The sequence below is a fragment of the Pseudomonas sp. MHK4 genome (genome assembly GCF_054600775.1).
Genome location: NZ_BAAIAK010000003.1, coordinates 648,623 through 664,319, shown reverse-complemented (window position 1 = coordinate 664,319; position 15,697 = coordinate 648,623). Strand labels below are relative to the sequence as shown.

Below are 15,697 nucleotides of genomic sequence, written 5' to 3'. Positions count from 1 at the left end.
GGGTAGGACACCAGCGCCCATGTCTGGTTTACTATCCGATACCTGGCCTAGACTGAGTCATCAGTCATGCCCCGCGTTCCGCTTCGTTTTTAAGGCCCTTTGCATGTCCGATCCTCGTTATCAGGTCGACGTCAGCGTCGTCACCCGCTATCTGGCAGAACAATCGCAACCCGAGCAAGAGCGTTTTGCCTTCGCGTACACCATCACCGTGCAAAATAACGGCCTGCTACCGGCCAAACTGTTGTCTCGGCATTGGGTCATCACCGATGGCGACGGGCATGTCGAGGAAGTTCGCGGTGCGGGCGTAGTTGGCCAGCAACCGCTGATCGAGCCCGGTCAAAGCCATACCTACAGCAGCGGCACCGTGATGACATCCAAGGTCGGCACCATGCAGGGTACTTACGAAATGCTCGCCGATGACGGCAAACATTTCGATGCCATCATCGCCCCGTTCCGCCTGGCGGTGCCCGGAGCCTTGCACTGATGGCAACCTATGCCGTTGGCGACCTGCAAGGCTGCCTTGGTGCATTGCAATGCCTGCTCAAGAAGGTCGCCTTCGACCCGGCAAACGATCGTCTGTGGCTGGTGGGCGACCTGGTCAACCGTGGCCCGCAGTCGCTGGAAACCCTGCGTTTCCTCTATAGCATCCGCCAGTCGCTGGTGTGCGTGCTCGGCAACCATGACCTGCACTTGCTGGCGGCCGGGAGGAACATCGAGCGCCTGAAGAAGGCCGACACCCTGCGCGAGATCATCGAAGCCCCCGATAGCGCCGAGTTGCTGGAATGGCTGCGCCAGCAAAAACTCATGCACTATGACGAACAACGCAACATTGCGATGGTGCATGCCGGCATTCCACCGCAATGGTCGCTGCGCAAAGCGCTGAAATGCGCGGCCGAAGTCGAGACGGCACTGCGCGACGACAACCTGCTGCCACCCTACCTCGATGGCATGTACGGTAACGATCCGGCGAAATGGGACAGCGACCTCAAAGGCGTGACGCGCCTGCGGGTGATTACCAACTATTTCACGCGCATGCGTTTCTGTACGGCCGAGGGTAAGCTTGACCTCAAGAGCAAGGAAGGCCTCGGCACGGCACCAGCAGGCTACAAGCCCTGGTTCCAGCACAAGGAGCGCAAGACCAGGGACCTGAAGATCATCTTCGGCCACTGGGCAGCGCTGGAAGGCAAGATCCAGGAGCCGAACATCTCGGCCCTCGATACCGGCTGCGTCTGGGGCGGTGCCCTGACCCTGATGAATGTCGACACGTCCGAACGCCTGTCCTGCAAATGCGACGAACATGGCCAGGCCGCCGAGCCGCCAGTCGCCCCACCGATTTCCGAACCATCGTCAGCCAGCGCCCCGCGCTAGACTGCGCTTTCAGCCGAGCCACAGGAGCCCGCCATGAGCGAATTCAAACGTATCCCCCCGGAACAGGCCCAGGCCCTGCGCGAACAAGGCGCAGTGGTGGTCGACGTCCGCGATCCTGCGACTTTTGCCGCTCTGCACATCAGCGGCTCGAAGCACCTGGATAACCACTCCCTGCACGCCTTCATCCAGGGCGCCGATCTGGACGCGCCAACCGTGGTGGTCTGCTACCACGGCAACTCCAGCCAGGGCGCCGCCGCTTACCTGATCAGCCAGGGTTTCTCCGACGTCTACAGCATGGATGGCGGTTTTGAGCTGTGGCGTACGACTTATCCTGCGGAAACGGCGCAAGGCACCAGCGAATAATTTTTTTGTCATGCGCAAGCCCCGGCTACCGCGGGCTTGCGCGGTGGCAGACGAACGGTCAGCCACAACTAATTACGTATCTCGCCTTTACCTCCCGAATTCCCAACTATCCTTAAGCGCAGGCCATCCAAAACAGGGGAGAGCCGGTACACCGGCGCACGGGTCATCGGGAGTAGCTTTCGGAGTAGTCAACTTCGAAAGAGTTCTGGGGGGTAAACAGCGACTGCCTGTTCGGTTGCTGCCAGCATCGACTGAGTGATCCGGCGTCGGCTCCACGTATCGAGCGAGGTGACGTCATGAGTATCTTTAGCCACTTCCAACAACGTTTCGAGTCCACACGCCAGGAAGAACTCTCGCTGCAAGAGTATCTGGAGTTGTGCAAAAAGGACCGTAGCGCCTACGTTTCCGCCGCCGAGCGTCTGTTGCTGGCCATCGGTGAACCGGAACTCCTCGACACCTCGACCAACTCGAGGCTGTCGCGAATCTTCTCCAACAAGGTGATCCGCCGCTACCCGGCCTTTGAAGACTTCCACGGGATGGAAGAATGCATCGACCAGATCGTGTCGTATTTCCGCCATGCCGCCCAAGGCCTGGAAGAGAAGAAACAGATCCTTTATCTGCTCGGCCCCGTCGGCGGCGGTAAATCGTCCCTGGCCGAAAAACTCAAACAACTGATGGAAAGGGTGCCCTTCTACGCAATCAAGGGCTCGCCAGTATTCGAATCGCCCCTGGGTCTGTTCAACGCCACTGAAGATGGCGCGATCCTCGAGGAAGACTTCGGCATCCCGCGGCGCTATCTCAACACCATCATGTCGCCATGGGCCACCAAACGCCTGGCCGAGTTCGGCGGCGATATCAGCCAGTTCCGCGTGGTCAAACTCTATCCGTCGATTCTCAACCAGATCGCCGTGGCCAAAACCGAACCGGGCGATGAAAACAACCAGGACATCTCGGCACTGGTGGGCAAGGTCGATATCCGCAAACTGGAAGAATTCCCGCAGAACGACGCCGATGCCTACAGCTACTCGGGCGCACTGTGCCGGGCCAACCAGGGCCTGATGGAATTCGTCGAAATGTTCAAGGCGCCCATCAAGGTGCTGCACCCATTGCTGACAGCCACCCAGGAAGGCAACTACAACAGTACCGAAGGCCTTGGCGCGATTCCGTTCACCGGGATCCTGCTCGCCCACTCCAACGAATCTGAATGGCATACCTTCCGCAACAACAAGAACAACGAAGCGTTCATCGACCGGATCTACATCGTCAAGGTGCCGTATTGCCTGCGGGTCAGCGACGAAGTGAAGATCTACGACAAACTGCTGTTCAACAGCTCGCTGGCCAAGGCCCATTGCGCGCCCGACACCTTGAAGATGCTCGCCCAGTTCACCGTACTTTCACGCCTGAAGGAACCGGAAAACTCCAACATCTACTCCAAGATGCGGGTGTATGACGGCGAAAACCTCAAGGACACCGATCCGAAGGCCAAATCGATCCAGGAGTATCGCGACAACGCCGGTGTCGATGAAGGCATGAACGGCCTGTCGACCCGCTTCGCCTTCAAGATCCTGTCCAAGGTCTTTAACTTCGACCCCCACGAAATCGCCGCCAACCCGGTGCACCTGCTCTACGTGCTGGAGCAACAGATCGAACAGGAACAGTTCCAGGCTGAAACCCGCGAACGCTACCTGCGCTTCCTCAAGGAGTACCTGGCACCGCGTTACATCGAATTCATCGGCAAGGAGATCCAGACCGCCTACCTCGAGTCCTACAGCGAGTACGGGCAGAACATCTTCGATCGTTACGTGCTGTACGCAGACTTCTGGATTCAGGATCAGGAGTATCGCGACCCGGAAACCGGCGAGATCCTCAACCGCGTCGCTCTGAACGAAGAACTGGAGAAAATCGAAAAACCGGCCGGCATCAGCAATCCGAAGGATTTCCGCAACGAAATCGTCAACTTTGTGCTCCGCGCCCGTGCCAACAACAACGGCAAGAACCCGACCTGGCTCAGCTACGAAAAATTGCGGGTGGTCATCGAGAAGAAAATGTTCTCCAACACCGAGGACCTCCTGCCAGTCATCAGTTTCAATGCCAAGGCCAGCAAAGAGGACCAGCAGAAACACAACGACTTCGTCACTCGGATGGTCGAGCGTGGTTACACCGACAAACAGGTACGGCTGCTGTCCGAGTGGTACCTGCGGGTTAGAAAGTCCCAGTAAGGGAGCTGCAAGCGGCAAGCGACACCTCACCACCGAAAACGCGTTGTTGGCGTAATTGTGGCCATATGTCGCGCGCCGCTTGTTTCTGAAGCTTCTGTCTTGCAGCTTGAAGCTTATGACTCGAAGCTCCCCGGAGGGCCTATGAGCTATGTGATCGACCGACGTCTCAACGGCAAGAACAAAAGCACGGTGAACCGCCAGCGGTTTTTGCGGCGCTACCGTGATCACATCAAAAAGGCTGTCGAAGAGGCGGTCAGCCGGCGCTCCATTACCGATATGGAACACGGCGAGCAAATCAGCATCCCGGGGCGCGACATCGACGAACCGGTGCTTCACCACGGGCGCGGTGGCAAACAGACCGTCGTGCATCCGGGCAACAAGGAGTTCACCAGCGGCGAACACATTGCCCGCCCACCTGGGGGTGGCGGCGGCAGAGGGCCTGGCAAGGCCGGCAACTCGGGCGAAGGGATGGACGAGTTCGTCTTCCAGATCACCCAGGAAGAATTCCTCGAATTCATGTTCGAAGACCTGGAGTTGCCGAACCTGGTCAAGCGCAACCTGACCGGCACCGACACCTTCAAGACCGTACGCGCGGGGATCAGCAACGAGGGCAATCCGTCGCGGATCAACATCATCCGCACCTTGCGCTCAGCCCATGCTCGGCGAATCGCCCTCTCTGGCAGCAGTCGGGCAAAACTGCGCGAAGCCAAGGAAGAACTCCTGCGACTCAAGCAGGAAGAGCCGGATAACTTCGGCGATATCCAAGAACTTGAAACGGAAATCGAAAAACTCAGCGCACGCATTCATCGCGTACCCTTTCTCGACACCTTCGACCTCAAGTACAACCTGCTGATCAAACAACCCAACCCCAGTTCGAAGGCTGTGATGTTCTGCCTCATGGACGTTTCCGGTTCGATGACCCAGGCGACCAAGGACATCGCCAAGCGCTTCTTCATCCTGCTGTACCTGTTTCTCAAGCGTAACTACGACAAGATCGATGTAGTGTTCATTCGCCACCACACCAGTGCCCGCGAAGTGGATGAAGAGGAGTTTTTCTACTCCCGCGAAACCGGCGGAACCATCGTGTCCAGCGCCTTGAAGTTGATGCAGGAGATCATGGCCGAGCGCTATCCGGCCAACGAATGGAACATCTACGCCGCCCAGGCCTCCGACGGCGACAACTGGAACGACGACTCGCCGATCTGCCGCGACATCCTGATCAACCAGATCATGCCATTCGTGCAGTACTACACTTACGTTGAGATTACCCCACGGGAACATCAGGCCTTGTGGTTCGAGTACGAGCGCATCGCCGAAGCCTTTTCTGACACTTTTGCCCAACAACAACTGGTCTCGGCCGGGGATATCTATCCGGTCTTCCGTGAACTCTTCCAGCGCAGGTTAGTGACATGACCGCCAAAGAGCAGAAGCGCCAACCCATATCCACCGGATCGGAGTGGACCTTCGAGCTGATCCAGGCCTACGACCGTGAAATCAGTCGTATTGCAGCTCGCTACGCGCTCGATACGTACCCTAACCAGATCGAAGTGATCACCGCAGAACAGATGATGGACGCCTACGCCTCTGTCGGCATGCCGCTGGGGTATCACCACTGGTCCTACGGCAAACACTTCCTCAGCACCGAAAAATCCTACACGCGCGGCCAGATGGGGCTGGCCTATGAAATCGTAATCAACTCCGACCCGTGCATTGCCTACCTCATGGAGGAAAACACCATCTGCATGCAGGCGCTGGTGGTGGCGCATGCATGCTACGGGCACAACAGCTTCTTCAAGGGCAATTACCTGTTCCGGACCTGGACCGATGCCAGCTCGATCATCGATTACCTGGTGTTCGCCAAGCAGTACATCATGCAGTGCGAAGAGCGCCATGGCATCGATGCGGTCGAGGACTTGCTCGACTCCTGTCACGCATTGATGAATTACGGGGTCGACCGTTACAAACGTCCCTACCCTATTTCCGCCGAGGAAGAACGGCGCCGGCAAAAGGACCGGGAAGAACATCTGCAGAAGCAGATCAACGATCTGTGGCGCACCATCCCAAAAGGCGCGGACAAGTACAGCGACAAGGACAACGCACGCTTCCCCGCCGAGCCGCAGGAAAACATCCTGTACTTCATCGAAAAACATGCACCGTTGCTGGAGCCATGGCAGCGGGAAATCGTACGGATCGTCCGCAAGATCGCCCAGTATTTTTATCCACAGCGCCAGACCCAGGTCATGAACGAAGGATGGGCCACCTTCTGGCACTACACCCTGATGAACGACCTGTACGACGAAGGCCTGGTGACCGACGGCTTCATGATGGAGTTCCTGACGTCCCACACCAGCGTGGTCTTCCAGCCGGGCTTCGACAGCCCCTATTACAGCGGCATCAACCCCTACGCCCTTGGTTTCGCCATGTACCGCGACATCCGTCGCATGTGCGAAGAACCTACGGAAGAGGATTATCGCTGGTTCCCGGACATTGCCGGCACCGACTGGCTGGCAGCCATCAAGTTCGCCATGAGCAGCTTCAAGGATGAGAGTTTCATCCTCCAGTACCTTTCACCCAAAGTAATCCGCGACCTCAAGCTCTTCAGCATTCTTGATGACGACCAGAAGGACGATCTGCTGGTGCCGGCCATTCACGACGAAGGCGGCTATCGCATCATTCGTGAAACCCTGGCGGCCCAGTACAACCTCGGCAATCGCGAACCCAACGTGCAGATCTATAGCATCGACCGACGCGGCGACCGCTCCCTGACCCTGCGCCACCAACAGCACGACCGTAAACCGCTGGGAGAGTCCACCGAGGAAGTGCTCAAGCACCTGCATCGTCTCTGGGGGTTCGATATCCACCTGGAAACCTTGCAAGGTGACCAGGTCATGAAAACCCATCATGTCCCACCCAGGAGTGAACACGCCGAAGGCGATTATGGCCGGCTGGACCTGGCTGTCATCCATTTGTGATGCCGTTTGTGCCTCCGAAAGCTCGACGCAAGGGTTATCCTGTCGAGCTAACGGAGGTTTTTCATGCAGATTTATAAAGTTGGCGGTGCGGTACGCGATCGCCTGCTCGGCATAGCTGTCACCGATATCGACCGAGTGGTGGTCGGTGCGACCACTGAAGAGATGCTCGCCAAGGGTTATCGGCCGGTCGGTGCTGACTTTCCGGTGTTTCTTCATCCGAAAACCGGCGAGGAATACGCCCTCGCCCGCACCGAACGCAAAAGCGGACGCGGTTACGGCGGGTTCACTTTCCACGCCAGCCCCGATGTGACCCTCGAAGAAGACCTGATTCGTCGCGACTTGACGATCAATGCGATGGCCGAAGACGATCGGCAGAACCTGACCGATCCGTACCACGGCCAGCGCGATCTCGAGGCCCGGGTACTGCGCCACGTTTCCCCTGCGTTTGCCGAAGACCCCCTCAGGGTCTTGCGCGTAGCCCGCTTCGCCGCGCGCTATGCCGAACTCGGCTTCACCGTTGCCCCCGAAACCCTCGAACTAATGCGCCAGCTCAGTGAGTCTGGTGAACTCCAGGCGTTGACGGCGGAGCGTAGCTGGAAGGAAATCTCCCGCGCCCTCATGGAAAACCAGCCGCAGGTATTTATCGAGGTATTGCGCGCGTGTGGCGCGCTTACAGTGCTTTTGCCGGAAGTCGACGCGCTGTTCGGTGTCCCGCAGCCCGTGGCCCACCACCCGGAGATTGACACCGGGGCGCACACCCTGAGCGTGCTGCAGCAAGCGGCACAACACAAACAACCGCTGACCGTGCGCTGGGCCTGTCTGCTGCATGACCTGGGTAAAGGGCTGACGCCAGAGGAACAATGGCCGCGCCACATTGCCCATGAGACCAAGGGGCTGAAGCTGATCAAGGCGGTCAACGAACGCTTCAAGGTGCCCAAGGATTGCCAGGAGCTGTCGCTGCTGGTGGGCGAGTATCACACCCACGGTCATCGCGCACTGGAACTGAAACCATCGACCTTGCTCGAGCTACTGCAGAGCTTCGACGTTTACCGTCGGCCACAGCGATTCGAGGAATTCATCGCCGCATGCGAGATGGATGCGCGTGGGCGTAAGGGGCTGGAGCAGAGAAGTTATCCACAGGCCGATTACCTGCGCGGGGCGGCGACGGCGGCGCGTAGCGTGGCGGTTCAGCCGTTGCTGGAGCAGGGATTCAAGGGGCCGGAGTTGGGTGAGGCGATCAAGCGTGAACGACTCAAGGCGTTGAAGGCGTACAAGGAACAAGCCTAAGCAAGATCAAAGATCGCAGCCTGCGGCAGCCCCTACACAGAATAAACGTTTCCCTGTAGGAGCTGCCGCAGGCTGCGATCTTTTGCTTTAAAGCAAGCTGGACGGGGTTAATGGCTGCCCACGCCACTCAAACGCCACCGGGGCCAACACCTGATCAATCTGCGATTCGGCCCACAACGCGGCGAAACTTTTACCTACGCCCGGGTGCACGCGATCCGGCGCAATTAGCGACAACGGCCACAACACAAAGGCATTTTTAAGAATTTCCGCCCTCGGCAGCACCAGGCCATCGAAGTTGCCAACCAAGTCACCGAACAGCAAAACGTCGATATCCAGGGGTAAACCTCGGCGATCAGGCGCGTAACGTCCATTATCCGCCTCGATAAATTTCAGCCGGCGATCCAGTTCCATCAGTGGCAAGTCGGTGAAGGCCGACACCACGAAGTTGAAGAACGGACCGCTCTTGATCCCCACCGGCTGGCTTTCGAAGACCGCGGAGCAACGCATATCCACCAGAAAACCCGCCAGGGCTTCCAGGCCGGCTTGCAAATGGGTTTCGCGCTCGATGTTGCTGCCGAGCCCTAGATACACCTGAGTCAGCGACATCCGCGCTCGATCTCCACGCCCACGCCACCGGTAGCGGCAGGAACCGCACCTGGCTTGGTCAGCTTGAGGCGCATCCAGGTGATCTTGAATTCGCTCATCAGCACTTCCACCAGGCGCTCGGCAAAGGTCTCGACCAGCTGGAACTGTGCCTGCTCGGCAAAGGCCTGGATGCGCGACGAAACACTCGCGTAATCAAGCGCCAGGGTCAGGTCATCGCCAGCGGCGGCCGGGCGATTGTCCCAGGCGAAACTCAGGTCAAGCCGCAAGCACTGTCGGATGCCTCGCTCCCAGTCGTAGGCACCGATCACAGTGTCGACTTCCAGGCCCTCGATAAACACTCTGTCCAAGCACTTTTCTCCGCTGCACGACAAGGGCGCAATGCGCCGTTAGAATCAGGGCGTCCTCGCCCGGAATAGTTAGCATGTTTTGGTTACTGGCGACCCTCGCCTACCTGCTCGGCTCTCTGTCCTTCGCCATCTTGCTCAGCCGCCTGACCGGTAACCCCGATCCGCGAATGAGTGGCTCAGGTAATGCTGGCGCCACCAACATGTTGCGCCTTGCCGGCAAGAAACTCGCCATCCTGACCCTGCTCGGCGACCTCTGCAAAGGCCTGTTGCCCGTACTGGTGGCCGGCCTCGCAGGCCTGTCACTGCAGGATCAGGCCTGGATCGGCGTTTGCGCCGTCATCGGCCACCTGTTCCCGCTGTACTTTCGCTTTCGCGGCGGCAAGGGTGTCGCCACCGCCGCCGGCATGTTGCTGGGGTTGTACCCGCCCGCGGCCCTGATGGCGGTCTGCGCCTGGCTGCTGACGTTCTACCTGACCCGTACCAGCTCGCTGGCGGCGCTGATCGCCACACCCTTGACCCTGCCACTGCTGGCCTGGCAAGAACCGGCCGCACTGCTGCCCATGTGCGCCCTGACCGCAATGATCGTCTGGCGCCACCGAGGCAATCTACGCGACCTGTTTGCCGGGCGCGAACGGCATTTTTAGCGGCCAGGCGTGAACATCACTCATCACAGGGGCGACAACTGCTCCATCGGCCACCGAGCCTGCACGCTGATCGCCAGGCTTTCCTGCTGGCCGGCCTGCAGACGCTGGCAGCCGGCAAACGCAATCATGGCGCCATTATCGGTGCAGAACTGCGGACGGGCGTAAAAAACATCACCTTTCATGTCGCCGAGCATTTTTTCCAGGGAAGTGCGCAACGCCTTGTTGGCACTGACGCCTCCGGCGATCACCAGGCGCTTCATGCCAGCCGCTTTCAGGGCGCGCTTGCACTTGATGGTCAAAGTCTCCACCACGGCCTGCTGGAACGCCAGCGAGATGTCGCAACGGGCTTGCTCACCGTCGTCCCCGGCACTTACACACTGCTGCCAGGTGTTGAGGGCGAAGGTTTTCAAGCCGCTGAAGCTGAAGTCCAGGCCAGGACGGTCGCACATCGGACGCGGGAAAACGAAACGTCCTGCAACGCCCTGCTCTGCCAGGCGAGCGATTTCCGGACCACCTGGATAATTGAGCCCCATCATCTTCGCGGTCTTGTCGAAGGCCTCGCCCGCGGCGTCGTCCAGGGTCTCACCCAAAAGCGTGTACTGGCCGATCCCATCGACCTGAACCAACTGGGTATGACCGCCCGACACCAACAAAGCGACGAACGGGAATTCTGGCGGCTGAGACTCCAACATCGGTGCCAGCAGGTGACCTTCCATGTGGTGCACACCCAGCGCCGGAATACCCCACGCAAAGGCCAGCGCCTGGGCGCAGGAAGCACCGACCAGCAACGCACCGACCAGGCCAGGGCCCGCGGTAAAAGCGATGGCGTCGATCTCGGTCGGCACACAGCCGGCTTCGGCCAACACCTGACGAATCAAGGGCAGCATGCGCTTGACGTGGTCGCGCGAGGCCAGCTCCGGCACTACGCCACCATAGGCGCGGTGCAGGTCGATCTGGCTGAACAGCGCGTCGGCCAGCAAGCCGCGTTCACTGTCGTAAAGTGCGACACCGGTTTCGTCGCAAGAGGTTTCTAATCCCAGTACTAGCATGGGTTTGCGCCTTGTTTAGGCTGAATTCGAAGGCGCGCATAATAGTCGTCACGAGATGCCCCGACCAGCGGTTTTCGATCAGAGGCTTTGCATTCCGTGCGATGAGGGGTTAACATCCGCAACCCTTAAAAACCGACGTCTTCAAGTGCTCTTTTGCCGCGAGGATGTTGACCCCGGTAATGAATGAAGGTAGCTCTGGATGCCAGCCGTCAAAGTAAAAGAGAACGAACCCTTCGACGTAGCTCTGCGTCGTTTCAAGCGCTCCTGCGAAAAAGCCGGTGTACTGGCTGAAGTTCGTAGCCGCGAATTTTACGAGAAGCCAACTTCTGAGCGTAAGCGCAAGGCAGCAGCCGCTGTTAAGCGTCACGCCAAGAAAGTTCAGCGCGAACAGCGCCGCGCCGTTCGTCTGTACTAATACGCAGACGTTCGTAGCAAGCTTCTGCCAAGCCCGGCTCTGAGCCGGGCTAATGGCATTTGCGTAAAACGCTTGATGCTTCACCGTCGAAGCCGCAGACGCGACCGAGACAAATCTGCTTCACTGCGTCAGACCTGGCTCTTTTGCCAGCGGTGCACGTCTTTTCTGACGAGCCTTTCAAGGCTACTGACGAGCACACCCACTGATTCCTCTCACGACGATCAGCCCAAGGCACCTATATGCGTGCCGAAAAAGAGCTATCCGAGACCACTGACGGGTCGTAGCCGGATTCAGCGCAACACTTTCAAACAGTCGAATACTGACAGGCAGTACCGTCAGTGGATTTTCGGCAGATACACTTCCCGACAGCGATCATGCAGGCGATACCGGTCGAGCAGCACATTTTGCGCGCCTCAAGCAATGACCCACGCCCAGCTACCCTTCGCTTCGGTTCCCTTTCAGCTCAGATGACGAGAACGCCATGGCCGGGCTAATTCCCCAGAGCTTCATTGACGACCTTCTGAACCGCACCGACATCGTCGACGTGGTCAGCTCGCGCCTGCAGCTGAAAAAGGCCGGCAAGAACCACACGGCCTGCTGCCCGTTCCACAAAGAGAAAACACCCTCTTTCAGCGTGAGCCCCGACAAGCAGTTTTATTACTGCTTCGGCTGTGGCGCTGGCGGCAACGCCCTGGGCTTCATCATGGACCACGACAACCTGGACTTCCCCCAGGCTGTCGAAGAACTGGCCAAGGCCGCCGGGATGGAAATCCCCCGGGAAGAAAGCGGGCGCCCGCACAAACCGCGCCAGCCAACCGATTCGCCGCTGTACCCGCTGCTCACAGCCGCCGCCGACTTCTATCGTCAGGCCCTGAAAAGCCATCCGGCGCGCAAGGCTGCGGTGGACTACCTGAAAGGTCGCGGGTTGACCGGTGAAATCGCCCGGGACTTCGGTCTCGGTTTTGCGCCACCTGGCTGGGACAACCTATTCAAGCACTTGAGCAGCGACACCCTGCAACAAAAAGCCATGATCGATGCCGGCCTGCTGATCGAAAACGCTGAAACCGGCAAACGCTACGACCGCTTTCGTGATCGCGTGATGTTCCCGATCCGCGACAGTCGCGGGCGCATCATCGCCTTTGGTGGCCGAGTGCTGGGCGACGACAAGCCCAAGTACCTCAACTCGCCGGAAACCCCGGTCTTCCATAAAGGTCAGGAACTCTACGGCCTGTACGAAGCACGCAAGAACAACCGCAACCTCGACGAAATCATCGTCGTCGAGGGCTACATGGACGTCATCGCCCTCGCCCAGCAAGGCTTGCGCAATGCCGTCGCGACCCTGGGTACCGCGACCAGCGAAGAACACATGAAACGGCTGTTTCGCGTGGTCCCCAGCGTGCTGTTCTGCTTCGACGGCGACCAGGCCGGCCGCAACGCCGCCTGGCGAGCCCTCGAAGCCACGCTGTCGAGCCTGCAGGATGGCCGTCGCGCCCGATTCCTCTTCCTGCCCGAAGGCGAAGACCCGGACACCCTGGTCCGCTCCGAAGGCACCGATGCCTTCCGTGCACGCATCAACCAGCATGCCCAGCCGTTAGCCGATTATTTTTTCCAGCAACTGACGGAAGAAGCCGACCCGCGCTCACTCGAAGGCAAGGCCCACATGGCCACCCTGGCAGCACCGCTGATCGACAAAGTCCCGGGGGCCAACTTGCGCATCCTGATGCGTCAGCGCCTGAGCGAAATCACCGGCCTCAGCGGGGAGGCCGTCAGTCAACTGGTGCAAAGCGCCCCTCAAGAAGCGCCACCGGCCTACGATCCGGGCATCGATTACGACGCGATGCCCGACTACAGCGACTATCATCAGCCGCAATCGCAGGAGATGTACGTACCGCAACAGGAATGGACGCCGAAGAAACCCGGCGCGGGCGGCAAGAAGTGGGACAAGAAACCCTGGGACAAGAACGGCAAGCGTGGCGGTGATCGCGATCAACCCCGCGCACCCAGGGTGCCGGCGGCCGTGGAGCCACCGACGCTCGCCGCGTTGCGCACGCTGCTCCACCACCCGCAACTGGCCGAGAAAGTCGAGGATGCGGGGCACTTTGCCGCCGAGGACCACACCAACACACAACTGCTGGTGGCGCTGCTCGAAGCCGTACAGAAGAATCCCAAGCTAAACTCATTTCAGTTGATCGCGCGCTGGCACGGCACCGAGCAAGGACGTTTGCTCAAGGCGCTGGCGGAAAAGGAATGGCTGATTGACGGTGATAACCTTGAACAACAGTTTTTCGACACCATTACTAGCTTGTCAGCCCGCCAACGCGAGCGAAATCTGGAACAACTGCTCAGGAAAGCCCGACAAAGCGAGCTGAGCACAGAAGAGAAAAACCAACTGCGCGACCTATTAAGTCGCAATGTTTGCGCATCAAACCCGACCTCAACTGGCGCGTGAGGTCATAGCTCAGGTATAATCCTCGGCTTGTTTTTTGCCCGCCAAGACCTTCAGTGGATAGGGTGTTATGTCCGGAAAAGCGCAACAGCAGTCTCGTATCAAAGAGTTGATCACACTTGGTCGTGAGCAGGGCTACCTGACTTACGCGGAGGTCAACGACCACCTGCCGGAGGATATTTCAGATCCGGAACAGGTGGAAGACATCATCCGCATGATTAACGACATGGGGATCAACGTATTCGAGGTTGCGCCAGATAAGGATTCCCTTATGCTGGCCGACGCCGATACCGACGAAGCCGCGGCCGAAGAGGCAGCTGCTGCGTTGGCAGCGGTCGAGACCGACATTGGTCGCACTACCGACCCGGTGCGCATGTACATGCGCGAAATGGGTACGGTCGAGCTCCTCACGCGTGAAGGCGAAATCGAAATCGCCAAGCGTATTGAAGAGGGCATCCGTGAAGTGATGAGCGCAATTGCGCACTTCCCTGGCACGGTTGATCATATTCTCTCCGAATACACTCGCGTCACCACCGAAGGTGGCCGCCTGTCCGACGTCCTGAGCGGTTATATCGACCCGGACGATGGTATTGCGCCGCCTGCTGCGGAAGTGCCGCCGCCGATCGACGCCAAGGCCGCGAAAGCGGATGACGATTCCGACGACGATGACGCCGAAGCTTCCGATGACGAAGAAGAAGCCGAAAGCGGTCCGGATCCGATCATCGCCGCTCAGCGTTTTGGCGCTGTCGCCGATCAGATGGAAATCACCCGCAAGGCGCTGAAAAAGCACGGTCGCCACAACAAGCTGGCAATTGCCGAGCTGTTGGCCCTGGCCGAGCTGTTCATGCCGATCAAACTGGTTCCGAAGCAATTCGAAGGCCTGGTCGAGCGTGTGCGCAGTGCCCTGGATCGCCTGCGTCAGCAAGAGCGTGCAATCATGCAGCTCTGCGTTCGTGATGCGCGCATGCCGCGCGCCGACTTCCTGCGCCAGTTCCCGGGCAACGAAGTCGACGAAAGCTGGAGCGACGCACTGGCCAAAGGCAAGAGCAAATACGCTGAAGCCATTGGTCGCCTGCAGCCGGACATCATTCGTTGCCAGCAGAAGCTGACCGCGCTGGAAACCGAAACCGGTTTGACGATCGCCGAGATCAAGGACATCAACCGTCGCATGTCGATCGGTGAGGCCAAGGCCCGCCGCGCGAAGAAAGAGATGGTTGAAGCGAACTTGCGTCTGGTGATCTCCATCGCCAAGAAGTACACCAACCGTGGCCTGCAATTCCTCGATCTGATCCAGGAAGGCAACATCGGTCTGATGAAAGCGGTAGACAAGTTCGAATACCGCCGTGGCTACAAATTCTCGACTTATGCCACCTGGTGGATCCGTCAGGCGATCACTCGCTCGATCGCCGACCAGGCCCGCACCATCCGTATTCCGGTGCACATGATCGAGACGATCAACAAGCTCAACCGCATTTCCCGCCAGATGCTGCAGGAAATGGGTCGCGAACCGACCCCGGAAGAGCTGGGCGAACGCATGGAAATGCCTGAGGACAAGATCCGCAAGGTATTGAAGATCGCTAAAGAGCCGATCTCCATGGAAACCCCGATCGGTGATGACGAAGACTCCCATCTGGGCGACTTCATCGAAGACTCGACCATGCAGTCGCCAATCGATGTTGCGACCGTTGAGAGCCTCAAGGAAGCGACTCGCGAAGTGCTGTCCGGCCTCACTGCCCGTGAAGCCAAGGTACTGCGCATGCGCTTCGGTATCGACATGAATACCGACCACACCCTCGAGGAGGTTGGTAAGCAGTTCGACGTGACCCGTGAGCGGATTCGTCAGATCGAAGCCAAGGCGTTGCGCAAGCTGCGCCATCCGACGAGAAGCGAGCACCTGCGCTCCTTCCTCGACGAGTGACACCAGAACCCCCGGCCCAGGCCGGGGGTTTTGTTTTATGCAGATTAAATCCCCCGCGCCACC

14 protein-coding genes are annotated in these 15,697 nt (G+C 59.0%); 11 read left to right on the top strand and 3 right to left on the bottom strand.

Features of this window, described 5'->3' with window-relative positions:
• Positions 1-103: 103 nt before the first annotated feature.
• The 7 genes from apaG (at position 104) to ACYP2Q_RS11670 (ending at position 8,209) form a co-directional block, all read left to right on the top strand.
• Entirely contained in the window at positions 104-484 is a 381-nt protein-coding gene (apaG, locus tag ACYP2Q_RS11700) for a Co2+/Mg2+ efflux protein ApaG (RefSeq protein WP_459730587.1), read from the top strand.
• A complete protein-coding gene (locus tag ACYP2Q_RS11695; RefSeq protein WP_459730586.1) occupies positions 484-1,368 on the top strand; it encodes a symmetrical bis(5'-nucleosyl)-tetraphosphatase in 885 nt (294 codons plus the stop codon). The genes apaG and ACYP2Q_RS11695 overlap by 1 nt, the downstream gene beginning before the upstream one ends.
• 33 nt (positions 1,369-1,401) lie before the next feature.
• A complete protein-coding gene (gene glpE / locus ACYP2Q_RS11690; RefSeq protein ID WP_008061556.1) occupies positions 1,402-1,731 on the top strand; it encodes a thiosulfate sulfurtransferase GlpE in 330 nt (109 codons plus the stop codon).
• A gap of 296 nt (positions 1,732-2,027) precedes the next feature.
• Positions 2,028-3,950: a PrkA family serine protein kinase gene (locus ACYP2Q_RS11685; protein ID WP_008061555.1), complete on the top strand. Its 1,923-nt coding sequence runs from the start codon at positions 2,028-2,030 to the stop codon at positions 3,948-3,950.
• A 141-nt stretch (positions 3,951-4,091) separates the two neighbouring features.
• Positions 4,092-5,363: a YeaH/YhbH family protein gene (locus tag ACYP2Q_RS11680; protein WP_459730583.1), complete on the top strand. Its 1,272-nt coding sequence runs from the start codon at positions 4,092-4,094 to the stop codon at positions 5,361-5,363.
• Positions 5,360-6,922 carry a SpoVR family protein gene (locus tag ACYP2Q_RS11675; RefSeq protein WP_459730581.1) on the top strand — a complete coding sequence of 521 codons (1,563 nt, stop codon included), beginning with the start codon at positions 5,360-5,362 and terminating at the stop codon, positions 6,920-6,922. The genes ACYP2Q_RS11680 and ACYP2Q_RS11675 overlap by 4 nt, the downstream gene beginning before the upstream one ends.
• Positions 6,923-6,985: 63 nt before the next feature.
• Positions 6,986-8,209 (top strand): multifunctional CCA addition/repair protein, encoded by a 1,224-nt coding sequence (locus ACYP2Q_RS11670; RefSeq protein ID WP_459730579.1) that lies wholly within the window; start codon positions 6,986-6,988, stop codon positions 8,207-8,209.
• Positions 8,210-8,296: 87 nt separating this feature from the next.
• Here ACYP2Q_RS11670 and folK read toward each other — a convergent pair whose 3' ends face one another.
• The gene (folK, locus tag ACYP2Q_RS11665; protein WP_459730577.1) at positions 8,297-8,815 is read right to left on the bottom strand and encodes a 2-amino-4-hydroxy-6-hydroxymethyldihydropteridine diphosphokinase; all 519 of its coding nucleotides are present in this window, start codon (positions 8,813-8,815) and stop codon (positions 8,297-8,299) included.
• The gene (gene folB, locus ACYP2Q_RS11660; protein WP_008051601.1) at positions 8,806-9,162 is read right to left on the bottom strand and encodes a dihydroneopterin aldolase; all 357 of its coding nucleotides are present in this window, start codon (positions 9,160-9,162) and stop codon (positions 8,806-8,808) included. Before folB ends, folK begins: the two co-directional genes overlap by 10 nt.
• A gap of 74 nt (positions 9,163-9,236) precedes the next feature.
• On the opposite strand from folB, the gene plsY reads away from it, so the two are divergent.
• Complete coding sequence (gene plsY / locus ACYP2Q_RS11655; RefSeq protein ID WP_459730575.1) at positions 9,237-9,806, top strand: glycerol-3-phosphate 1-O-acyltransferase PlsY; 570 nt, start codon at positions 9,237-9,239, stop codon at positions 9,804-9,806.
• Between the two features lie 23 nt (positions 9,807-9,829).
• Here the strand turns inward: plsY and tsaD are convergent, their stop codons facing one another.
• The gene (tsaD, locus tag ACYP2Q_RS11650) at positions 9,830-10,855 is read right to left on the bottom strand and encodes a tRNA (adenosine(37)-N6)-threonylcarbamoyltransferase complex transferase subunit TsaD (protein WP_459730574.1); all 1,026 of its coding nucleotides are present in this window, start codon (positions 10,853-10,855) and stop codon (positions 9,830-9,832) included.
• Between the two features lie 199 nt (positions 10,856-11,054).
• Between tsaD and rpsU the strand changes: the two genes are divergently transcribed.
• The 3 genes from rpsU (at position 11,055) to rpoD (ending at position 15,634) form a co-directional block, all read left to right on the top strand.
• A complete protein-coding gene (rpsU, locus tag ACYP2Q_RS11645; protein WP_002551877.1) occupies positions 11,055-11,270 on the top strand; it encodes a 30S ribosomal protein S21 in 216 nt (71 codons plus the stop codon).
• A 481-nt stretch (positions 11,271-11,751) separates the two neighbouring features.
• Positions 11,752-13,719 carry a DNA primase gene (gene dnaG / locus ACYP2Q_RS11640; RefSeq protein WP_459730572.1) on the top strand — a complete coding sequence of 656 codons (1,968 nt, stop codon included), beginning with the start codon at positions 11,752-11,754 and terminating at the stop codon, positions 13,717-13,719.
• Positions 13,720-13,786: 67 nt separating this feature from the next.
• On the top strand, positions 13,787-15,634 hold the full coding sequence (gene rpoD, locus ACYP2Q_RS11635) for an RNA polymerase sigma factor RpoD (RefSeq protein WP_459730571.1): 1,848 nt from the start codon (positions 13,787-13,789) through the stop codon (positions 15,632-15,634).
• Positions 15,635-15,697 lie beyond the last annotated feature (63 nt).

Excerpts from the sequence above, each read along its gene's own strand:
- apaG (WP_459730587.1), top strand. The coding sequence starts at position 104 with ATGTCCGATCCTCGTTATCAGGTCGACGTCAGCGTCGTCACCCGCTAT.
- ACYP2Q_RS11695 (WP_459730586.1), top strand. The coding sequence starts at position 484 with ATGGCAACCTATGCCGTTGGCGACCTGCAAGGCTGCCTTGGTGCATTG.
- glpE (WP_008061556.1), top strand. The coding sequence starts at position 1,402 with ATGAGCGAATTCAAACGTATCCCCCCGGAACAGGCCCAGGCCCTGCGC.
- ACYP2Q_RS11685 (WP_008061555.1), top strand. The coding sequence starts at position 2,028 with ATGAGTATCTTTAGCCACTTCCAACAACGTTTCGAGTCCACACGCCAG.
- ACYP2Q_RS11680 (WP_459730583.1), top strand. The coding sequence starts at position 4,092 with ATGAGCTATGTGATCGACCGACGTCTCAACGGCAAGAACAAAAGCACG.
- ACYP2Q_RS11675 (WP_459730581.1), top strand. The coding sequence starts at position 5,360 with ATGACCGCCAAAGAGCAGAAGCGCCAACCCATATCCACCGGATCGGAG.
- ACYP2Q_RS11670 (WP_459730579.1), top strand. The coding sequence starts at position 6,986 with ATGCAGATTTATAAAGTTGGCGGTGCGGTACGCGATCGCCTGCTCGGC.
- folK (WP_459730577.1), bottom strand. The coding sequence starts at position 8,815 with ATGTCGCTGACTCAGGTGTATCTAGGGCTCGGCAGCAACATCGAGCGC.
- plsY (WP_459730575.1), top strand. The coding sequence starts at position 9,237 with ATGTTTTGGTTACTGGCGACCCTCGCCTACCTGCTCGGCTCTCTGTCC.
- tsaD (WP_459730574.1), bottom strand. The coding sequence starts at position 10,855 with ATGCTAGTACTGGGATTAGAAACCTCTTGCGACGAAACCGGTGTCGCA.
- rpsU (WP_002551877.1), top strand. The coding sequence starts at position 11,055 with ATGCCAGCCGTCAAAGTAAAAGAGAACGAACCCTTCGACGTAGCTCTG.
- dnaG (WP_459730572.1), top strand. The coding sequence starts at position 11,752 with ATGGCCGGGCTAATTCCCCAGAGCTTCATTGACGACCTTCTGAACCGC.
- rpoD (WP_459730571.1), top strand. The coding sequence starts at position 13,787 with ATGTCCGGAAAAGCGCAACAGCAGTCTCGTATCAAAGAGTTGATCACA.